The following is a 16,465-nucleotide window of genomic DNA, read 5'->3' on the forward strand; positions in this document are numbered from 1 at the left end:
CCGTCAGTATAGGGCCGGAAAGGCAAACGTAATATTGGGCGTCGCTGCTGGCTTACACGGGCGCCTCGCACGGGAGGTCGAGCGCGAGGGTGACCGTCGCGCCGTCGGCGAACCGGTCGTGCGTGAACGTGCCGCCGTGCGCGAGCGCGACGCGCTGCGCGAGCGCGAGCACCCATGCGACGCGCTTCGCGTCGCGCTCGCGCAGCATCTCGCGGCGCGCGAAGGTCTCGAACACGTGCGGGCGGGCCGGATCGGCGAGCGCCGCGGCATCCACGCCGCAGGCCACGTGCGCGACGAGCCGCGCGCCGTCGCGCGCGCACGAGAACGCCACGCGGCCGCCGGCGGAGCTGGCCTCGATGGCGGCGATCAGCATGGTCCAGAGCGCCTGCGCGAGTCGTTCGCGGTCGGCGGTGAGCGACGGCGCGCCGTCGAGGGTCGCCACGTCGAGCGTCACCTGCCGTGCGTCGGCAAGCGCGAAGCGGGCGAGGGCGAGCACGTCGTCGAGCAGCGGGCGCAGCGCGAACGGCTGCGGCGCGAGCGCGAGCGTGCGCGTCTCGGCGCGCGGCGCGTCGAGCGCGTCGTCGATCAGCTTCACCTGCTGGTCGATGCCGGTGCGGATGCCGGCGAGCGCGCGCTGCAGGCCTGGATCGGCGTTGGCCAGCTGGCGCTCCAGCACATACGCCCAGCTGTGCATCGCGTTGAGCGGGCTGCGCAGGTCGTGCGACGCGGTCGACAGCGCCTGGTCGCGGAGGAACAGCGCCGCCTGCGCGGCATAGTGCGCTGCGCGTTCGCGCAGCAGGTCGGCGGGGTCGGGCGTCAAGGGGCGGGCCTGTCGGAAGCGGTTGGATGTGAACCGGGAACCGCCATTATAGGGATCGGGCGTGTCACGCCGGCACTGCGTCCTCGTCCTTTTTCTCCACGTCGCCGCGCGGCAGCAGCTGGCACGCGAGCAGGCCGGCGAGCATCAGCGCGCAGCCGACGAGCGCGCGCAGCGTCAGCGTTTCGCCGAGCGCCGCCCAGCCCGCGATCGCGGCGAACACGCCTTCCATGCTGAAGATCACCGCCGCGTGAGCGGGCGCCGCGTCGCGCTGTGCCACCACCTGCAGCGTGTAGCCGACGCCGACCGACAGCAGGCCGCCGTACAGCAGCGTCGGCAGCGCGCCGCGCAGCACCGCGCCGTTGAGCGGCTCGACGGCGAGGCCGACCGCGAGGCACAGCACGCCACAGGTCGCGAACTGCAGGAACGCGAGCACGAGCGGATCGTGGCGTCGCGCGAGGTGGCCGACCGCCATCACGTGCGCGGCGATGATGACCGCGCCGGCCAGTTGGAACCAGTCGCCGTACAGGATCGAGAAGTGCTCGTCGATGCTCAGGAAATACAGCCCGATCGCCGCGAGCAGCGCGCCGAACCACGTGCCGGCGCCGATCCGGTGGCGCGCGAACACGCCCATCAGCGGCACGAGCACGACGTACAGCGAGCTGATGAAGCCGGCGTTCGCGATCCGCGTGTATTGCAGGCCGATCTGCTGCAGCGAGATCGACGCCGCGAGCAGCGCGCCCAGCGCGAGGCCGGGCAGCAGCAGCGCGGGCGCGCGGCGGAGCGCCGCGAGGTGCGTGCGCGACGCCGCGTTGAGCGCCAGCAGCGGCACGAGCACCAGCGCGCCGAGCAGGAACCGCAGCCCCGTGAACAGGAACGGCCCGATCACGTCGAGGCTCAGCCGCTGGGCGACGAAGGCCGATCCCCAGATCGCGGCGGCGCCGAGCATCAGCAGGTTGGCACGGACATGCTTGCGGGCTTCGGGTGTCATCGGAATAGGGCGGAGGCGTGCGGCGGGCGGAACCCGCTAGTTTACGCCGAGATTGCAAGGCTGTCGGCAAATCGCCGCAGCGCGGCCGCCGAGCGGGCGTCGCGCACGCGCGCATAGAGCACGACCTGCGAGTGCGGCAGCGGCGGCAGCCCGAATTTCGCGCCGACGTCGACCAGCGTGCGCGGCGCGACGCGGCGCGCCAGCGGGCAGACCGCGAGCCCCGCGGCGGCGGCCGCCGCGACCGCCGCGACGCCGCCGCCCGTGAAGCGTTCGCGCCACGGCTGCCCCGCGTGGTCGAGCGCGCGCAGCGCGGCGGCCCGCACCCCGCACGGGCCGGCCAGCACCGCGAGCGGCAGCGGCTCGCCCGCGCGCGGCGCCCAGTCCGGGGCCGCGAGCCATGCGAGCGGCTCGGTGAACAGCAGCGTGCCGTCGTCGCGCGGCGGGTCCTCGCCGGGCTCGTGACGCACGATCGCGGCGTCGAGGCGGCGCTCGTCGTACAGCGCGAGCAGGCTGGCGGACGTGCCGAGATGCATCTCGAGCGACAGGCCCGGGTCCTGCCGGTGCAGGGACGTGAGCACGGCCGGCAGGTCCGGCACCGCGACGTGCTCGCTGACGCCGAGCGACAGGCGGCGCGTGCCGGCCGCGATCGCGCCGAGCGCGTCGTCGTGCGCATCCAGCAGCGCGCGGGCCGCGGGCAGGAAGGCCTCGCCGTCGGCCGCCAGCTTCACGACCCGCGGCGTGCGCTCGAGCAGCGGCTTGCCGAGGTGAGCTTCAAGCCGCTTCAGCTTCAGGCTGACGGCCGATTGCGTGGTGCCGAGCGCGTCGGCCGCGCGCGTGAAGCTCGCGAGGTCGGCAACCAGCACGAACGCCCGCACCGCATCCAGGTCGAGGACTTTCATTTCCAACGTAAATAAATGAAATATATATTGATGACTGTTCATTATAGTTCGGCGTCTTTAACCTGACGTGGCGCTTCCATCCCTCAACGTCACCGCCAGGAGAACCACCATGCCATTCACCCGTATCGCATTGCGCGAAGGCAAGCCGGCCGAATACCGCGCGGCGCTCGTCGACGGCGTGCACCGCGCGCTGATGCGCACCTTCAACGTGCCCGAGGACGACATCTTCATGGTCGTGACCGAGCATGCGAACGAGAACTTCGTGTTCGGCCGCCATTACCTCGACATCGAGCGCAGCGACGATCTCGTGATGATCCAGATCACCGCGAACAACACGCGCACGCTCGAGCAGAAGCAGGCGCTGTACCGGACGATCGTCGACAACCTCGCGCAGCGGCCCGGCGTGCGGCCGCAGGACGTATTCATCGGCCTCGTCGAGGTGCTGAAGGAGGACTGGTCGTTCGGCAACGGCATCGCGCAATACGTCGTTTGACCTGCGGCATCGCGGCGGGACCGGATCGTCGTCCGCGCCCGTTCGTGCCGTGTACTATGGAAGCTGCTTCACGGACGACGCCGGCGCACGATGCGCCGGCGGTTTTTCATGTGCAGGAGCCTCCATGTCGCGGGTGCTGGAAGTCGTGTTGTCCTTGTCGCTGGAAAGCTGGCCGGTGAAGGCCGCAAGCCGCGTCCGCGGCGGATCGCGCGACTTCGGCGCGGAGCTGGTGCGCGCGTGGCGAATCTGCCCGCAAGTGCGGATGCGTCGCGGCCACGAGCGCGTGACGATCGAGCCGTGCCGGATCGACGAGGCCGAGCCGGACGCCGGCGGGCGCTGGTGCACGTGGGTCGAGTCGACGGCGCACGGGCCGCGGGTCGTCGCGTCGCGCACGAGGCCGTTCGCGCCGGGCGTCGTCGAGCGCGAGGTGTTCGACGCGGAGCACGCGGGGATTGCCGTCGCCGCGCAGTGCGCCGACGCGCGGCCGGCAGATGCGGAAGCGGAAGCGGATGCGGAGAATGACGCCCAGCCGGGCGCCGCAGACGACGGCGCGACGGCCACCGCCGTCGACGAAGCGGCGCGCGCTGCCGCGTCCGGGGCCGGCCCGCTGCGGCTCGTCAGCGAACGCCGTCGCGGGCGATGGGCCGACGACAGCGGCGTGGTGGTCGAGATGACGCTCGACGACGTGACGCTGCACGGCGCCGACGACGGCGGCGCGCCGCCGCGCCGCCACGTCGAGTTGCGCCTCGCGGCGCCCGACTGGGATACGCCGGACGCGCGCGCCGCCGCGCTGCAAGCGCTGTTCGCCGCCGCGCGCGAGCTGAGCGGCGCGTGGCCCGCGTTCGTCCAGCTGACGAGCGTGATCGACCGCACCTGCGCCGGCGAGCCGGCGATCGCCGGGCCGGTCAAGGCGCAATCGGTCGACCTGACCGGCCTGCGTACGCAGCGCGCGGCGCTGTTCGCGCTGTCCGGCGACATCGCCGCGCAGTGGCTCGGCAACGAAGGCGGCGTGCTCGACCACGAGGATCCCGAGTTCGTTCACCAGATGCGCGTCGCGCTGCGCCGCCTGCGCACGCTGATGCGCTTCTTCCCGCGCTATGCGAACGAAGGCTGGAAAGACGCGTTCGGGGCGGACCTGCGCTGGCTCGCCGCGCTGCTCGGCACGGTGCGCGACTGGGACGTGTTCTCGACGGAAACCCTGCCCGCGCTGATCGCGGCCGACGGCGACGGCGCCGAATGGACGGGCACCCTCGACGCGGCGCGTGCGCAGTGCGCGGCGGCGCGCGTCGAGCTGCGCCAGGGGCTGCATTCGGCGCGGTACGCGCGGCTCACGCTCGGCTGGCTCGAATGGCTGAGCGCGTTCGTGCTGCCGTCCGCCGACGGCGACGATGCGCCGTCATTGAAGCGGCACGTGACCAAGCGCGTGCGCCGGCTGTTCGGCCACCTGTACGGCGCGCCGTCGCTCGCGACGCTCGACGCCGCCGCGCGCCACCAGGTGCGGATCGACGCGAAGCGGCTGCGCTACGCGCTGGAATTCTTCGCGTCGCTGGCCTCGCACCGCACGCGCACCAAGACGGTCAAGACGCTCGCGCGCGTGCAGGGCGTGCTGGGCGAGGCGAACGACACGGTGGTCGCGCTGCATCGTCTCGAGCAACTCGCGGCGCCGCCGTATCAGACCGGCTTCGTGCGCGGCTACGGCGCGGCGCTCGAACGGCGCGCGGTGCAGGACGCAGAAGCGCTGCTCGCCAGCCTGCGTCCGCCGAAGCTCGACGGCCGGGCGCGCTGAGCGGCGCGCGCCCGCGTCCCTATTCGCGTTCCTATAATGGCCGCCCGTATTCTTCCGACAGACCGATGACCGACGCGTCGCCTCCTTCTTCCTCCGCCGAACCGCTCGAACTGGGCGGCGAGCTGTGGCTGCGCGCGGGCGCGCAGATGCTCGGCGGCTCGACGCGCATCGCGCTGCTGGCGGCGATCGGCGAGACCGGCTCGATCACGCGCGCCGCGAAGGCGGTCGGCATCAGCTACAAGGGCGCGTGGGAAGCGATCGACACGATGAACAACCTCGCCGGCGAGCCGCTCGTGCTGCGCGCCACCGGCGGCAAGGGCGGCGGCGGCACGACGCTGACGCCGCGCGCGGCGTCGCTGATCGCCGCGTTCCGGACGATCGAGCGCGAGCATCGCCGCTTCATCGATGCCGCGAGCGCGGCGGTGTCCGGCTTCGACGTCGACTGGGCACTGATCGGGAGAATCGGCATGAAAACCAGCGCGCGCAATCAGCTGTTCGGGAAGATTGCGTCGATCCGGCGCGGCGCCGTCAACGACGAAGTGACGCTGACGCTGCCCGGCGGCCAGACGATCGTCGCGGTCGTCACGCATGAAAGCACCGAGGCGCTCGGCCTGCAGGTCGGCGCCGACGCCTGTGCGCTCGTCAAGGCGTCGTGGGTCATGCTCGCGGCCGACGACGGCGCGCCGGTCAGGGTGTCGGCGCGCAACCAGCTGCATGGCGCCGTCGAGACCGTGAAGGGCGGCGCGGTGAACAGCGAGGTGACGCTCGCGCTCGACGGCGGCGGGACGCTGACCTCGGTCGTGACGAACGACAGCGTCGACGCGCTGCGGCTCGCCGCCGGGCGGCGGGCGATCGCGCTGTTCAAGGCGTCGAGCGTGATTCTTGCAGTGACGGGCTGAGGCCCGCGCCCGTTACACGCGTCTGTTACACGTGTGTCGTTACACGACGCGCGTCGGCCACGCGGCGTGCGCGCTCGCTGTCCGCACGCGCCCGTCGCTCAGTTGCACGACCTGGTCGCCGAACGCGGCGACGTCGTCCGGATCGTGCGTGATCAGCACCATTGGAATATCGAGCCGCGCCTGCAGCTCGGCGAGCTCGTGGCGCATCCGCTGGCGCATCGCGCCGTCGAGCGCCGCGAACGGTTCGTCGAGCAACAGGATGCGCGGCTGCGCGATCAGCGCGCGTGCGAGCGCGACACGCTGCTTCTGGCCGCCGGACAACTGCGCCGGATACTGGCTCGCGAGCGCTTCCAGCTCGAACGCGCGCAGCCAGTACGCGACTTCCGGCGGCAGCGCTTTCGCGCGCGGATTGCGCAGCCCGGGCGTCAGCCCGAACGCGATGTTCTGGCGCACGTTCAGGTGCGGAAACAGCGCGTAGTCCTGGAACAGGTACGCGACCCGGCGCGCGCGGGTTGGGACGTCGATGCCGCGCGCGGCGTCGAACAGCGGCTCGCCGTCCAGCGCGATCGTGCCGGCGTCGGGCGTCAGCAGCCCCGCGATCGCCTGCAGCGTCAGGCTCTTGCCCGCGCCGGACGGCCCGAACAGCACGACGCGCTGCGACGTTGCCGCGAACGACACGTCGAGCGCGAAGCGGCGCTCGGGGCTCGCGTACGTCTTGCGGATAGCCACGGCGAGGCTCATGCAAGCCTCCGTCGCGCACGCGTAGCCGTTCGAGCGCCCGTCGCGCGCGGCGCCGTACTGCGATGCGGATGCGGCGTGCGTGTCATGTCGGTTCGCTCCGGGCCGCGCGCGCGGGCACGAGCCGGCCCGCCGCGAGCAGCACGACCACGCACGTGATCGACGTCACCAGCACGAGCAGGTTGGCGGTGCCGTCGTCGCCTGCCTGCACGGCCGCATAGACGGCGACCGACAGCGTCTGCGTGCGGCCGGGCAGGTTGCCCGCGATCATCAGCGTCGCGCCGAATTCGCCGAGCGCGCGCGCGAACGCGAGCAGCGCGCCCGCGAGGATGCCGCGCGCGGCGAGCGGCAGCGTCACGCGGAAGAACACCGCGGCTTCGCCGAGGCCGAGCGTGCGCGCGGCGCGCTCGAGCTGCGGATCGACGCCTTCGAACGCCGCGCGCGCGGACTTCAGGATCAGCGGGAACGCGACGACCATCGATGCGATCACCGCGCCTTGCCACGTGAACACGAGCCGGATGCCGGCCGAGTCGAGCCATGCGCCGAACACGCCGCGCCGTCCGAGCAGCACGAGCAGGTAATAGCCGAGCACCGTCGGCGGCAGCACGAGCGGCAGCGTCAGCAGCGAGTCGACCACGTCGCGCGCGGGCGAGCGCCAGCGCGCCAGCGCGAACGCGGCGGCGACGCCGAGCACGATGTCGAGCGCGGTTGCCCAGCCGGCCACCTTCAGAGACAGCAGCAGCGGAATCCACGCGTCCTGCATCATGCGGCGCTCACTTGCCCGCGGGCTTGAAGCCGAACGTCGCGAGCACCGCCTGACCTTGCGGCGACGTGACGAAATCGACGAACGACTGCGCCTGCGCGGCATGCCGGCTGTCCTTCACCACCGCGATCGGGTAGGTGATCGCGGTCTGGGTCGGCACCGTCAGCGCGACCTTCACGCGGCCGGGCATGACCGCCGCGTCGGTGCCGAACACGAAACCGGCGTCGACCTCGCCGCGCGCGACGTAATCGAGGCTCTGGCGCACGTTGGCCGCCAGCACGCCCTTCGCGCTGATCGCGTCCCAGACGCCCGCCGCGCGCAGCGCGCCTTCCGTGTAGCGGCCGACCGGCACCGACGCCGGGTCGCCGTACGCGATGCGTTTCACGCCGGGCGCGGCCAGGTCGCGCAGCGACGCCGGCGCGGCGGTGCGGCTGTCGGCCGGCACGATCAGCACGAGCGAGTTCGCGGCGAAATCGCGCCGCGTGCCGGGCGCGATCACCTTCTCGTCCGCCGCGCGGTCCATCGCCTTCTGGTCGGCGGACGCGAACACGTCGGCCGGCGCGCCCTTGACGATCTGCTGCATCAGCACGTCCGATGCGCCGAAGTTGAACAGCACCTTGGTGTCCGGATGCTGCTTCTCGTACGCGTCGCCGACGGCCTTGAACGCGTTCGTCAGGCTGGCGGCTGCCGACACGACCAGTTCGTCGGCGGCGCAGGCGGGCGCGTTGAACGCGATGCCGCCGGCGAGCGCGGCGAGCGGCAGCAGGCGAATCAGGGTGCGACGGAGCGGGCGGACGGGTGAGCGCATGGCGAATCTGGTTCGGATGACGGAAACCGTAATCGTAATATAGGGCGGGTTATAACGCTCGGCATAATGCACATGCGGCGGACGGCATGGTCATGTTGCGGAAGCGGGAAGCGGGAAGCGGGCCCGGCGGCGCGAGCGGCGCAGCCGGCTGCGGCGACGTGTCGCGGGTTACGCGTGCAGCGCGCCGGGCAGTGAGTCGGTGCGCTGCAGCGACGACGGCTGCGACGCGGGGCGGTAGTTCGGATTGGCCTTCCAGCGCGCGCGCACGAACGGCCGCTCGTGGCCGGACAGGTGCAGCGCGACCTGGGTCACCCAGCGATGCGACGGCACGGTGACGCCGTGCAGCGCGACGGTGACCAGCACGAAGCTCGCGATGACGGCCGGCGCCGACCAGCGGTGCGGCTCGGCGCGCCACGAAGCGGCGATGAAGACCAGCGCGGCGAGCGCGCCGACGATGCAGCCCGTGACCGACTCGGACGGCGAATGTGCGGCGAGCGCGACGCGCGACACGCCGACCGCGACGCCTGCCGCCAGCCCGAGCGCGATGCCGAGCAGCCGCAGCGGCGCGCGCGCGCGGATCAGCGCCAGGAAGATCGCTACCGGATAGACCGACGTGGAGAGCATCGCGTGGCCGCTGAAGCCGGTGAAGTCCCATGTGCGGATGCCGATGCCCCAGCCGAGGAACGCGATCTTCGTGAGGGCGACGACGCCGATCGCGCACGCGAGCACCGCGAGCCATCCGGCGGCGCGCTGCCACGAATAGCCGAGTGCGAGCCAGACGGCGATCGTGATGGCGAGCGGCAGCGTCAGGCCGGCACCGCCGAACGCGGTGATCGAGATCCACAGGTGAGACGGCAGGTCGAACATCGGGAAAGGAGAGCGAGCAGAGGCGGGACGAATGCTTAATTAACGCGTGAGCCGGGGAGAGCGACTACAACGGATACAAGCGGCGAAACACCAGTATAGCGTCGCGCCTGATCGAGGCCCGTTTTTCGCCGGTCGATGGAACTACCGCGGCGCAGGAAAAATCTCATGAACAGTGTTATGGTGCATTGCACAAACTTGAACGATGCGCTCCTGCGTCGTGCCCTTTTTTCTGAATGCGAGCTCGATCGATGACCAAAAGTCTGACGAAGATGTGGCTGGGCGGCATAAAACGCATGCTGTCTCCGGCTGCGCAGCGCGCTGCGCGCGATGCGCAGCGGATCGCACGTGAAACGCTGGAGGCCGCCGCGGCGCCCATTGCGGCCGAGCTGTCGCCGGTGCGCGAGTCGCGCGTGCGTCCGCGCGCGGCGGCATGGGCAACCGGCGAGTGGACGCGCGGCGAACATCCGATGGCGCCCGCGATCGGGCGTCTCGTCCGGCAGCTCGCGTACGCGCTGTACGTGCCGCCCGGCCGCCGGCGCGACGGCATGCCGCTCGTCGTGATGCTGCACGGCTGCACGCAGACCGCCGACGGATTCGCGCAGGGCACCCGGATGAACCTGCTGGCCGACCGGTACGGATTCGCGGTGCTGTATCCGGAGCAATCGCCGCGCGCGCATTCGCACGGCTGCTGGCACTGGTACGAGGACACCGAACGCGCGGGCCGCGGCGAGGCCCACGCGGTCGCGTCCCTCGTCGATGCGCTGGTCGACGCGCGCGGCTTCGACGCGTCGCGCGTCTATGTCGCCGGGCTGTCGGCCGGCGCGGGCCTTGCGTCGCTGCTCGCACTGCATTTCCCGGACCGCTTTGCGGCCATCGCGCTGCATTCCGGGCCGGCGTTCGGCGAAGCGAATTCCGGCATCACCGGCATGGACGTGATGCGGCGCGGCCTGCGCCAGAACCCGGTTGCGGCCGTGGACGCGCTCATCAGCGCGAACGACGCGCATCCCGGCATGCCCGCGCTGATCGTGCACGGCGACGGCGATCACGTGGTATCGCCGAAGAACGCCGATCAGCTTGCGATCCAGTTCCTGCGGCTGAACGGGCTGGCGGACAGCCGCGGCGCATTGCGGGGCGGCGAGCGCGTGGAAACGCGGTCGGCCGGCGCGCAAATCACCGAGGTGCGACGGGAAGGCGTGCCGGTCGTGCGCCTGTGTCACGTCAAGGGGCTCGACCACGCATGGGCGGGCGGCGACGAAGCCGTGCCGTTCCATGCGGCGGTCGGTCCCGACGCGAGCGCGATGATCTGGTCCTTCTTCGACGCCCATCGCCGCACTGTGGCGGCAGAACGACGCACCGTCTGATCGGTGCTGGTCAGATGCTAGGGTTTTCCCTATAATTCGGGAAAACCCTAGTCCAAGACCTTTAGATTTGCGAGATCGATCATGTTCATGCTGAGCCGTCTGTTCCTGATGCTGACCAAGAATGCCGAGCAGGCCGCCAAAGAGCGCGCCGATGCTTACCTCGCCGGCGCTTCCGACCTGTACGACCTCGAGTTCCGCATGCGCAAGCTCGATCGCGAAGCGGCGATGAACCGTCCGTTCTCGATCGGCGCCCGCTAAGCGGCGCGACGCGTGCCGGCGTCGTCGCCGGCATGGAGAACCACGCAGAGAAGGGCGTGTGCGGCTACTGGGCCGCACACGCCCTTTTTGCATCCGCTGCGGCGCGTTGCGTCAGATGACCGTCAGGCGCACCGGCACGTTGTTGCGCGTCGCGTTCGAGTACGGGCACACCTGGTGCGCCTTGTCGACGAGCGCCTGCGCGGCGGCCTTGTCGAGGCCCGGCAGCGATACGCGCAGTTCGACGTCGAGCGCGAACCCGCCCGCGTCGTTCGGGCCGATACCGACTTCGGCCGTGACCTGCGTGTCGGCCGGGATCGCCTGCTTGCTCTGGCCGGCGACGAATTTCATCGCGCTCAGGAAGCACGCCGAATAACCCGCTGCGAACAGCTGCTCGGGATTCGTGCCTTCGGCGCCGGTGCCGCCCAGCTCGCGCGGCGCGGCGAGCTTCACTTCCAGCTTGTTGTCTGCGGATACTGCGCGGCCGTCGCGGCCGCCCGTGCTCGTTGCGCTCGTCTTGTACAGAATGTTCATGGTGCAGCTCCTGTCGGTAGAAGTGAGGAGAGCGGACCGGCGACATGCTGCCGCCGGCCACCCGATCAATATAGAACACAAATGATTAGTGCGCAAATTAATTTCGGCGACACGGTCGGGCTGAGCACGAACATCGTGCGGTCGCTTCGTCAATCGCCGTTGGAGGCCGCCAGCGCGTCGCGCAGCTGCTTCAGATCCGTGCGCAGCCGGACCAGGAATTCCGGCGTCTGCTGCATCGCGCAAAACAGGTCGGCGGGCACCGAGCGCGCCTTTTCCTTGAGCGCGCGGCCGTCCGTTGTCAGCCGCACGTTCACGACGCGCTCGTCGGCCGCGCTGCGCACGCGTTCGACGTAGCCGAGCGCTTCCAGCCGCTTGAGCAGCGGCGTGACCGTGGCCGGATCGAGATCGAGCCGCGCGGCGATGTCCTTGACCGCGATGTCGTCGCGTTCCCACAGCACGAGCATCGCGAGATATTGGGGATAGGTCAGCGACAGCTTGTCGAGCAGCGGCTTGTACGCTTTCGTCATCGCGTGCGAAGTCGAGTAGAGCGCGAAGCACAATTGCTCGTCGAGCGTCTGCGGCAGGGTGGGCGGGCGGTCCATGATGCGGCGTGCGGTGTTGGCGCAAAATATTTGCATGCAAATGATTCTGCGCGCAAATGATTCGCTTGAACAGGGGAGCGAAGCCGGCGACGGATGCGCCGGCCGTGGGGGAGGGTCAGCGGCCCGACGACGGCGTGGCCGGCGCGTTCGGCTCTTGCACGCCGAAGCAGCCGCGATAGGTCGCGTAGAACGAACAATAGACCATCGCGCCGATGATGGCCATCAACACCGGCATCATGAGCTTGAGCGTATCGATGCCCGCGCCGACCGCCTGCAAGACCAGCGACAGGACGAGCGACGTGCCGAGCATGACGCCGAACCACACCAGGCCGTAGACGACGAACGCGCCCCGGTTGCGCCAGCAGCTGACGATGCTGAAGAACATCGCCTTCACGGGCGGGATGTCGTGCCATGCGCTGAGCACGGGCGCGAACCAGAACAGCATCGAGACGGGCACGTAGACCAGCGACGCGACCAGCAGCGAGAGGAGCGTGCCCGGCGGCACCGCGAGCGCGTCCGGGCTCGTGTTCGTGCTTGCGTCGCTCGTTGCGCCGACCATCGCGTTCAACATCGCGCCGCTGTCCACCATCGCCGCTGCCGCGACCACGAGCACCATCGCCGCGACGTAGATCGCGCCGAGCACCAGCAGCCGCTGGGTCGCGACGGCGCCGTACGAATGGAAGCCGTCGACGAGAATCGTCGGCAGCACGTGCTTGCCGGCCACGGTGTCGCGGCACGCGGCCATGAAGCCGACCGCAAGGCCGGGAATGAGCAGCGGCGGCAGCGCCGCGCCGATCACGGGCACCCTCGATACGAGCGCAATGGCCAGCATGTACGTCACGAACAGCGTGATGAATGCCAGCGGGTTCCGGCGGAACAGCCAGATGCCTTGACGGAACCAGACGTAGCCGGTCTTCGCGGGGACTTCGATCAGTTGCATGCGGGTTGGGTCTCGGGAAGCGCGGGCATATGCGCGATACGCTCGCGCAGGATGCGTTCGAAATGGCCGGGATCGTGCGGCTTCAGCATTTCGGCCGCACGGGGCAGGTAGAAGTCATACAGGCGCGACACCCAGAAGCGGTACGCGCCGGCGCGCAGCATGTCGCCCCAGTGGCGGCGCTCCTCGGCCGTGAACGGCCGCACCGTCTGGTACGCGCGCAGCAGCGCGTCCGCGCGTGCGTGGTCGAGCACGCCCGTCGCGAGGTCGACGCACCAGTCGTTGACGGTCACCGCGACGTCGAACAGCCACTTGTCGCAGCCGGCGAAATAGAAGTCGAAGAAGCCGCCGAGCCGCACGTTGTGGCCCGTGCCCGGCGCCGCGTGCGCGAACAGCGCGTTGTCGCGGAACAGGTCGCAGTGGCACGGCCCGCCTGGCAGCGCCGCATAGTCGGCGGACGCGAAGAAGCGCGCCTGATGCGCGAGTTCGCCTTCCAGCAGCGCGAGCTGCCCGGCGGTCACGAACGGCGCGATCGCCGGCACGTTCTCCTGCCACCACGGCAGGCTGCGCAGGTTCGGCTGCGTGCGCGGATAGTCGCGGCCCGCGAGGTGCAGCCGCGCGAGCATCTGCCCGACCTCGATGCAGTGCTCGACGCCCGGCGCCAGCTCGGCCGCGCCGTCGAGCTTCGTGACGATCGCGGCCGGCTTGCCGTGCAGCTCGCCGAACAGCGCGCCGTCGCTGCGCGGGACCGGGTCCGGCACCGGCACGCCGTGGCCGGCCAGGTGGCGCATCAGGTCGAGATAGAACGGCAGTTGTTCGGCCGTGAGCTTCTCGAAGATCGTGAGGACGTATTCGCCGCGGGTTGTCGTCAGGAAGAAGTTGCTGTTCTCGATGCCGGACGGAATGCCGCGGAATGCGACGACGTCGCCCAGTGCGTAGTGGCGCATCCAGTGCGCGAGATCGGAGTCGGAAACAGCGGTGAATACAGCCATGCGAGATGCGTCGAGTCAGGTTGGGCGGGCACGCGTGCCGCGTGCGTCGCGAAAGGGAAGCGGGGAGAGCCCGTGCGCCGCTGCCGGGGCCGGCGCGGCGCGGGCAGAGCGTCAGTAGTGCAGGTTGATCGACGGCAGGCGCGTGATCGGAATGCTCGCGTCGTGCGGCTTCGGCGACGTGTCCGGCGACGCGCTCATCTGGTAGCGGGTGCCGAAGTTCGACTTCACGTCGATCTCGACGGGCTTGCCGCGATCGCGATATTCGGTGACTTCGGTGCCGTTCTTGCTTTTTTCATGGAAGCTCGGCGTGCGGCGGACGTCGGCGAAATCGACCTTCGACGTGACTTCGGCGCCGGGCCGGTTGATCTTCCGGAGATCCGGCAGGCCGGCGGCTTCGTTGGCGTCGGCCTGGGCCTGAGCATCGGCGCTTGGCGTGCCGCCAGCGGCGTATGCGACGCCGGCGACGGCAAACGCGGCGGCAGCGGCGACGAGAATGAGCGGCTTCATTGTGACTCTCCCAATTAACTGCTCAATTTTAGCAAATACTGCGCGTTGTCCGGCTGCCGGCTTGGCGGGGCGCGACCGTCTGCGCGACAAGGTTCCGTGGTAATGTCGGCTGATCAGACGAGGTGATGAACATGAAGAACGATTTGAGCCGCAGACACCGGATGCTGACCCCGGAAAGCCCGCCCGTCGAAGGATTCGACGACCCGATCGCCGCGGTCGCCCGGCTGTCCGCGATCTACGAGGCCAACGCCGGCTTCCTGCGCGATGCCTTCGCGCGCTATCGCCGCCACGAACCGATCACCGAGCGCGTGCGCGCATGCTATCCGTTCGTGCGCGTGCGCACCGAGGTCAACACGCACGTCGATTCGCGCCGCTCGTACGGCTTCGTCGCCGGCCCGGGCGTGTTCGAGACGACGGTGACCCGCCCCGATCTCTTTGCGAACTACTATCGCGAGCAATTGCGGCTGCTTGCGAAGAACCACCAGGTCAAGATCGAGGTCGGCGTGTCGTCGCAGCCGATTCCGATCCACTTCGCGTTCCCCGAAGGCATCCACCTCGAAGGCGAGCTCGATCGCGACAGCCTGCTCGCGATGCGCGACGTGTTCGACACGCCCGACCTGTCGTATCTCGACGACCGCATCGTCAACGGCACGTTCGAGCCGGCGCCGGGCGAGCCCCATCCGCTCGCGCTGTTCACGGCCGCGCGCGTCGACTTCTCGCTGCACCGGCTGCGCCACTACACCGCGACGTTGCCGACGCACTTCCAGAACTACGTGCTCTATACGAACTACCAGTTCTACATCGACGAGTTCGTGAAGCTCGGCCGCACGATGATGACGGAAAGCGACGATCCCGAAGTGCGTGCTTACCGTAGCCAGTACAGCGCGTTCGTCGAGCCGGGCGATGTCGTCACGTACAACGAGAACCTCGGCAGCGAGCCGTCGGAAGGTGCGGCGCCGCCGCGTCTGCCGCAGATGCCCGCCTACCATCTGAAGCGCGCGGACGGCAGCGGAATCACGATGGTCAACATCGGCGTCGGTCCGTCGAACGCGAAGACGATCACCGACCACATCGCGGTGCTGCGTCCGCATGCGTGGGTGATGCTCGGCCACTGCGCGGGCCTGCGCAACACGCAGCGCCTCGGCGACTACGTGCTCGCGCACGGCTATGTGCGCGAGGATCACGTGCTGGACGCCGACCTGCCGCTGTGGGTGCCGATTCCGGCGCTCGCCGAAGTGCAGCTTGCGCTCGAGCGCGCGGTCGCGGACGTCACGCGGCTCGACGGCGCGGAGCTGAAGCGCGTGATGCGGACCGGCACGGTCGCGAGCGTCGACAACCGCAACTGGGAGCTGCGCGATCATCGCGAGCCGGTGCAGCGGCTGTCGCAAAGCCGCGCGATCGCGCTCGACATGGAAAGCGCGACGATCGCCGCGAACGGCTTCCGCTTCCGCGTGCCGTACGGCACGCTGCTGTGCGTGTCCGACAAGCCGCTGCACGGCGAGCTGAAGCTGCCGGGGATGGCTGATCAGTTCTATCGCGCGCAGGTCGACCAGCATCTGCAGATCGGCGTGAAGGCGATGGAGATCCTGCGGACCAACGGGCTCGACAAGCTGCATAGCCGCAAACTGCGCAGCTTTGCGGAAGTGGCGTTCCAGTAACGGTGGGCGCAGCGGCCTTCCGGCCGCGCAAAGACGAAAGACGCTCGCGAACCTAGGTTCGCGAGCGTCCTTTTTGCTGGAGCGCCGGGCGCGCACGGCGCCCGGACGTCAACGGCGGCTCAGCACTCGCCCTTCTTCGCGTGTCCCGGCGGGCAGTGGTAGCCGCCGTGGCCGCGATGGCGCTCGTGATCTTCCCACTCGCGGCGTTCCCAGTAGCGGCGGCCGTCCCAGTAGCGGTCGCCGTGCCAGCCGATCACGACTGCGGGCGCCGGCGCGACCAAGACGGGCGCCGGCGCAACGACGACCGGGGCGGGCGTGCCGATGTTCACGTCGACGTTCACGGCATGGGCGATGCCGGACAGCGAGATGCCGAGACCTGCGAGGGCGGCGGCGAGCAGCGAGCGTTTCATGTTGTTTTCCCGAATGGCGTGGAGATCGCGGCGCGACGAAGCGGATCGCCGGAGGCAGCGGACCTGTTCCGCGCCGCAATGCGCACCGTTGGATCGCAGTGTGCCGTTGCACCGAGGGAAAAGCGAGCGGGTTCTGTTACCGCAGATT

19 protein-coding genes are annotated in these 16,465 nt (G+C 69.9%); 6 read left to right on the forward strand and 13 right to left on the reverse strand.

Features of this window, described 5'->3' with window-relative positions; translation table 11 throughout:
* Positions 1 to 52: 52 nt before the first annotated feature.
* From WJ35_RS22260 to WJ35_RS22270, 3 genes are all read right to left on the reverse strand, one after another.
* A complete protein-coding gene (locus tag WJ35_RS22260; RefSeq protein ID WP_060233832.1) occupies positions 53 to 820 on the reverse strand; it encodes a sensor histidine kinase in 768 nt (255 codons plus the stop codon).
* A 64-nt stretch (positions 821 to 884) separates the two neighbouring features.
* Positions 885 to 1,808, reverse strand: a complete 924-nt coding sequence (locus WJ35_RS22265) for a DMT family transporter (protein WP_069240026.1) — start codon at positions 1,806 to 1,808, stop codon at positions 885 to 887.
* A 41-nt stretch (positions 1,809 to 1,849) separates the two neighbouring features.
* Positions 1,850 to 2,707, reverse strand: a complete 858-nt coding sequence (locus WJ35_RS22270; protein ID WP_060233835.1) for a LysR family transcriptional regulator — start codon at positions 2,705 to 2,707, stop codon at positions 1,850 to 1,852.
* A gap of 109 nt (positions 2,708 to 2,816) precedes the next feature.
* Here WJ35_RS22270 and WJ35_RS22275 point away from each other — a divergent pair, with 109 nt between their 5' ends.
* The 3 genes from WJ35_RS22275 to WJ35_RS22285 all read left to right on the forward strand — a co-directional run bounded on the left by WJ35_RS22275 (position 2,817) and on the right by WJ35_RS22285 (position 5,885).
* A complete protein-coding gene (locus WJ35_RS22275; RefSeq protein WP_010089110.1) occupies positions 2,817 to 3,200 on the forward strand; it encodes a tautomerase family protein in 384 nt (127 codons plus the stop codon).
* A 124-nt stretch (positions 3,201 to 3,324) separates the two neighbouring features.
* Complete coding sequence (locus WJ35_RS22280) at positions 3,325 to 4,986, forward strand: CHAD domain-containing protein (protein ID WP_069240027.1); 1,662 nt, start codon at positions 3,325 to 3,327, stop codon at positions 4,984 to 4,986.
* Between the two features lie 65 nt (positions 4,987 to 5,051).
* Positions 5,052 to 5,885: a TOBE domain-containing protein gene (locus WJ35_RS22285; protein ID WP_069240028.1), complete on the forward strand. Its 834-nt coding sequence runs from the start codon at positions 5,052 to 5,054 to the stop codon at positions 5,883 to 5,885.
* A gap of 39 nt (positions 5,886 to 5,924) precedes the next feature.
* Here the strand turns inward: WJ35_RS22285 and WJ35_RS22290 are convergent, their stop codons facing one another.
* From WJ35_RS22290 to WJ35_RS22305, 4 genes are all read right to left on the reverse strand, one after another.
* Positions 5,925 to 6,626 carry a sulfate/molybdate ABC transporter ATP-binding protein gene (locus tag WJ35_RS22290; RefSeq protein ID WP_069240029.1) on the reverse strand — a complete coding sequence of 234 codons (702 nt, stop codon included), beginning with the start codon at positions 6,624 to 6,626 and terminating at the stop codon, positions 5,925 to 5,927.
* Between the two features lie 82 nt (positions 6,627 to 6,708).
* Positions 6,709 to 7,386 (reverse strand): molybdate ABC transporter permease subunit, encoded by a 678-nt coding sequence (modB, locus tag WJ35_RS22295; protein WP_069240602.1) that lies wholly within the window; start codon positions 7,384 to 7,386, stop codon positions 6,709 to 6,711.
* A 10-nt stretch (positions 7,387 to 7,396) separates the two neighbouring features.
* Positions 7,397 to 8,194 (reverse strand): molybdate ABC transporter substrate-binding protein, encoded by a 798-nt coding sequence (modA, locus tag WJ35_RS22300; protein ID WP_069240030.1) that lies wholly within the window; start codon positions 8,192 to 8,194, stop codon positions 7,397 to 7,399.
* A gap of 168 nt (positions 8,195 to 8,362) precedes the next feature.
* Positions 8,363 to 9,061 (reverse strand): phosphatase PAP2 family protein, encoded by a 699-nt coding sequence (locus WJ35_RS22305; protein ID WP_060233846.1) that lies wholly within the window; start codon positions 9,059 to 9,061, stop codon positions 8,363 to 8,365.
* Positions 9,062 to 9,309: 248 nt separating this feature from the next.
* Between WJ35_RS22305 and WJ35_RS22310 the strand changes: the two genes are divergently transcribed.
* Positions 9,310 to 10,422 (forward strand): PHB depolymerase family esterase, encoded by a 1,113-nt coding sequence (locus WJ35_RS22310; RefSeq protein WP_069240031.1) that lies wholly within the window; start codon positions 9,310 to 9,312, stop codon positions 10,420 to 10,422.
* Positions 10,423 to 10,503: 81 nt separating this feature from the next.
* Entirely contained in the window at positions 10,504 to 10,680 is a 177-nt protein-coding gene (locus WJ35_RS22315; protein WP_069240032.1) for a DUF3563 family protein, read from the forward strand.
* 111 nt (positions 10,681 to 10,791) lie between these two features.
* Here the strand turns inward: WJ35_RS22315 and WJ35_RS22320 are convergent, their stop codons facing one another.
* From WJ35_RS22320 to WJ35_RS22340, 5 genes are all read right to left on the reverse strand, one after another.
* On the reverse strand, positions 10,792 to 11,211 hold the full coding sequence (locus WJ35_RS22320; RefSeq protein ID WP_010089118.1) for an organic hydroperoxide resistance protein: 420 nt from the start codon (positions 11,209 to 11,211) through the stop codon (positions 10,792 to 10,794).
* 149 nt (positions 11,212 to 11,360) lie between these two features.
* A complete protein-coding gene (locus tag WJ35_RS22325; RefSeq protein ID WP_069240033.1) occupies positions 11,361 to 11,813 on the reverse strand; it encodes a MarR family winged helix-turn-helix transcriptional regulator in 453 nt (150 codons plus the stop codon).
* Positions 11,814 to 11,928: 115 nt separating this feature from the next.
* A complete protein-coding gene (locus WJ35_RS22330) occupies positions 11,929 to 12,753 on the reverse strand; it encodes a BPSS1780 family membrane protein (protein ID WP_060233850.1) in 825 nt (274 codons plus the stop codon).
* Positions 12,744 to 13,742 (reverse strand): homoserine kinase, encoded by a 999-nt coding sequence (locus WJ35_RS22335; protein WP_060233851.1) that lies wholly within the window; start codon positions 13,740 to 13,742, stop codon positions 12,744 to 12,746. Before WJ35_RS22335 ends, WJ35_RS22330 begins: the two co-directional genes overlap by 10 nt.
* Before the next feature lie 111 nt (positions 13,743 to 13,853).
* Positions 13,854 to 14,249 carry a hypothetical protein gene (locus WJ35_RS22340; RefSeq protein WP_010089122.1) on the reverse strand — a complete coding sequence of 132 codons (396 nt, stop codon included), beginning with the start codon at positions 14,247 to 14,249 and terminating at the stop codon, positions 13,854 to 13,856.
* Between the two features lie 131 nt (positions 14,250 to 14,380).
* Here WJ35_RS22340 and WJ35_RS22345 point away from each other — a divergent pair, with 131 nt between their 5' ends.
* Positions 14,381 to 15,907, forward strand: coding sequence for an AMP nucleosidase (locus WJ35_RS22345; protein WP_010089123.1), 1,527 nt, complete (start codon positions 14,381 to 14,383; stop codon positions 15,905 to 15,907).
* A gap of 119 nt (positions 15,908 to 16,026) precedes the next feature.
* On the opposite strand, the gene WJ35_RS22350 is transcribed toward WJ35_RS22345, so the two are convergent.
* Entirely contained in the window at positions 16,027 to 16,317 is a 291-nt protein-coding gene (locus WJ35_RS22350; protein ID WP_060233853.1) for a hypothetical protein, read from the reverse strand.
* Positions 16,318 to 16,465 lie beyond the last annotated feature (148 nt).

The organism is Burkholderia ubonensis (assembly GCF_001718695.1).
In the GTDB taxonomy this organism is placed as follows: domain Bacteria; phylum Pseudomonadota; class Gammaproteobacteria; order Burkholderiales; family Burkholderiaceae; genus Burkholderia; species Burkholderia ubonensis_B.

What these genes read in the sequence shown, in the direction of transcription:
- WJ35_RS22265 (WP_069240026.1), bottom strand. Translation starts at nt 1,808, where the DNA reads ATGACACCCGAAGCCCGCAAGCATGTCCGTGCCAACCTGCTGATGCTC.
- WJ35_RS22270 (WP_060233835.1), bottom strand. Translation starts at nt 2,707, where the DNA reads ATGAAAGTCCTCGACCTGGATGCGGTGCGGGCGTTCGTGCTGGTTGCC.
- WJ35_RS22275 (WP_010089110.1), top strand. Translation starts at nt 2,817, where the DNA reads ATGCCATTCACCCGTATCGCATTGCGCGAAGGCAAGCCGGCCGAATAC.
- WJ35_RS22280 (WP_069240027.1), top strand. Translation starts at nt 3,325, where the DNA reads ATGTCGCGGGTGCTGGAAGTCGTGTTGTCCTTGTCGCTGGAAAGCTGG.
- WJ35_RS22285 (WP_069240028.1), top strand. Translation starts at nt 5,052, where the DNA reads ATGACCGACGCGTCGCCTCCTTCTTCCTCCGCCGAACCGCTCGAACTG.
- WJ35_RS22290 (WP_069240029.1), bottom strand. Translation starts at nt 6,626, where the DNA reads ATGAGCCTCGCCGTGGCTATCCGCAAGACGTACGCGAGCCCCGAGCGC.
- modB (WP_069240602.1), bottom strand. Translation starts at nt 7,386, where the DNA reads ATGCAGGACGCGTGGATTCCGCTGCTGCTGTCTCTGAAGGTGGCCGGC.
- modA (WP_069240030.1), bottom strand. Translation starts at nt 8,194, where the DNA reads ATGCGCTCACCCGTCCGCCCGCTCCGTCGCACCCTGATTCGCCTGCTG.
- WJ35_RS22305 (WP_060233846.1), bottom strand. Translation starts at nt 9,061, where the DNA reads ATGTTCGACCTGCCGTCTCACCTGTGGATCTCGATCACCGCGTTCGGC.
- WJ35_RS22310 (WP_069240031.1), top strand. Translation starts at nt 9,310, where the DNA reads ATGACCAAAAGTCTGACGAAGATGTGGCTGGGCGGCATAAAACGCATG.
- WJ35_RS22315 (WP_069240032.1), top strand. Translation starts at nt 10,504, where the DNA reads ATGTTCATGCTGAGCCGTCTGTTCCTGATGCTGACCAAGAATGCCGAG.
- WJ35_RS22320 (WP_010089118.1), bottom strand. Translation starts at nt 11,211, where the DNA reads ATGAACATTCTGTACAAGACGAGCGCAACGAGCACGGGCGGCCGCGAC.
- WJ35_RS22325 (WP_069240033.1), bottom strand. Translation starts at nt 11,813, where the DNA reads ATGGACCGCCCGCCCACCCTGCCGCAGACGCTCGACGAGCAATTGTGC.
- WJ35_RS22330 (WP_060233850.1), bottom strand. Translation starts at nt 12,753, where the DNA reads ATGCAACTGATCGAAGTCCCCGCGAAGACCGGCTACGTCTGGTTCCGT.
- WJ35_RS22335 (WP_060233851.1), bottom strand. Translation starts at nt 13,742, where the DNA reads ATGGCTGTATTCACCGCTGTTTCCGACTCCGATCTCGCGCACTGGATG.
- WJ35_RS22340 (WP_010089122.1), bottom strand. Translation starts at nt 14,249, where the DNA reads ATGAAGCCGCTCATTCTCGTCGCCGCTGCCGCCGCGTTTGCCGTCGCC.
- WJ35_RS22345 (WP_010089123.1), top strand. Translation starts at nt 14,381, where the DNA reads ATGAAGAACGATTTGAGCCGCAGACACCGGATGCTGACCCCGGAAAGC.
- WJ35_RS22350 (WP_060233853.1), bottom strand. Translation starts at nt 16,317, where the DNA reads ATGAAACGCTCGCTGCTCGCCGCCGCCCTCGCAGGTCTCGGCATCTCG.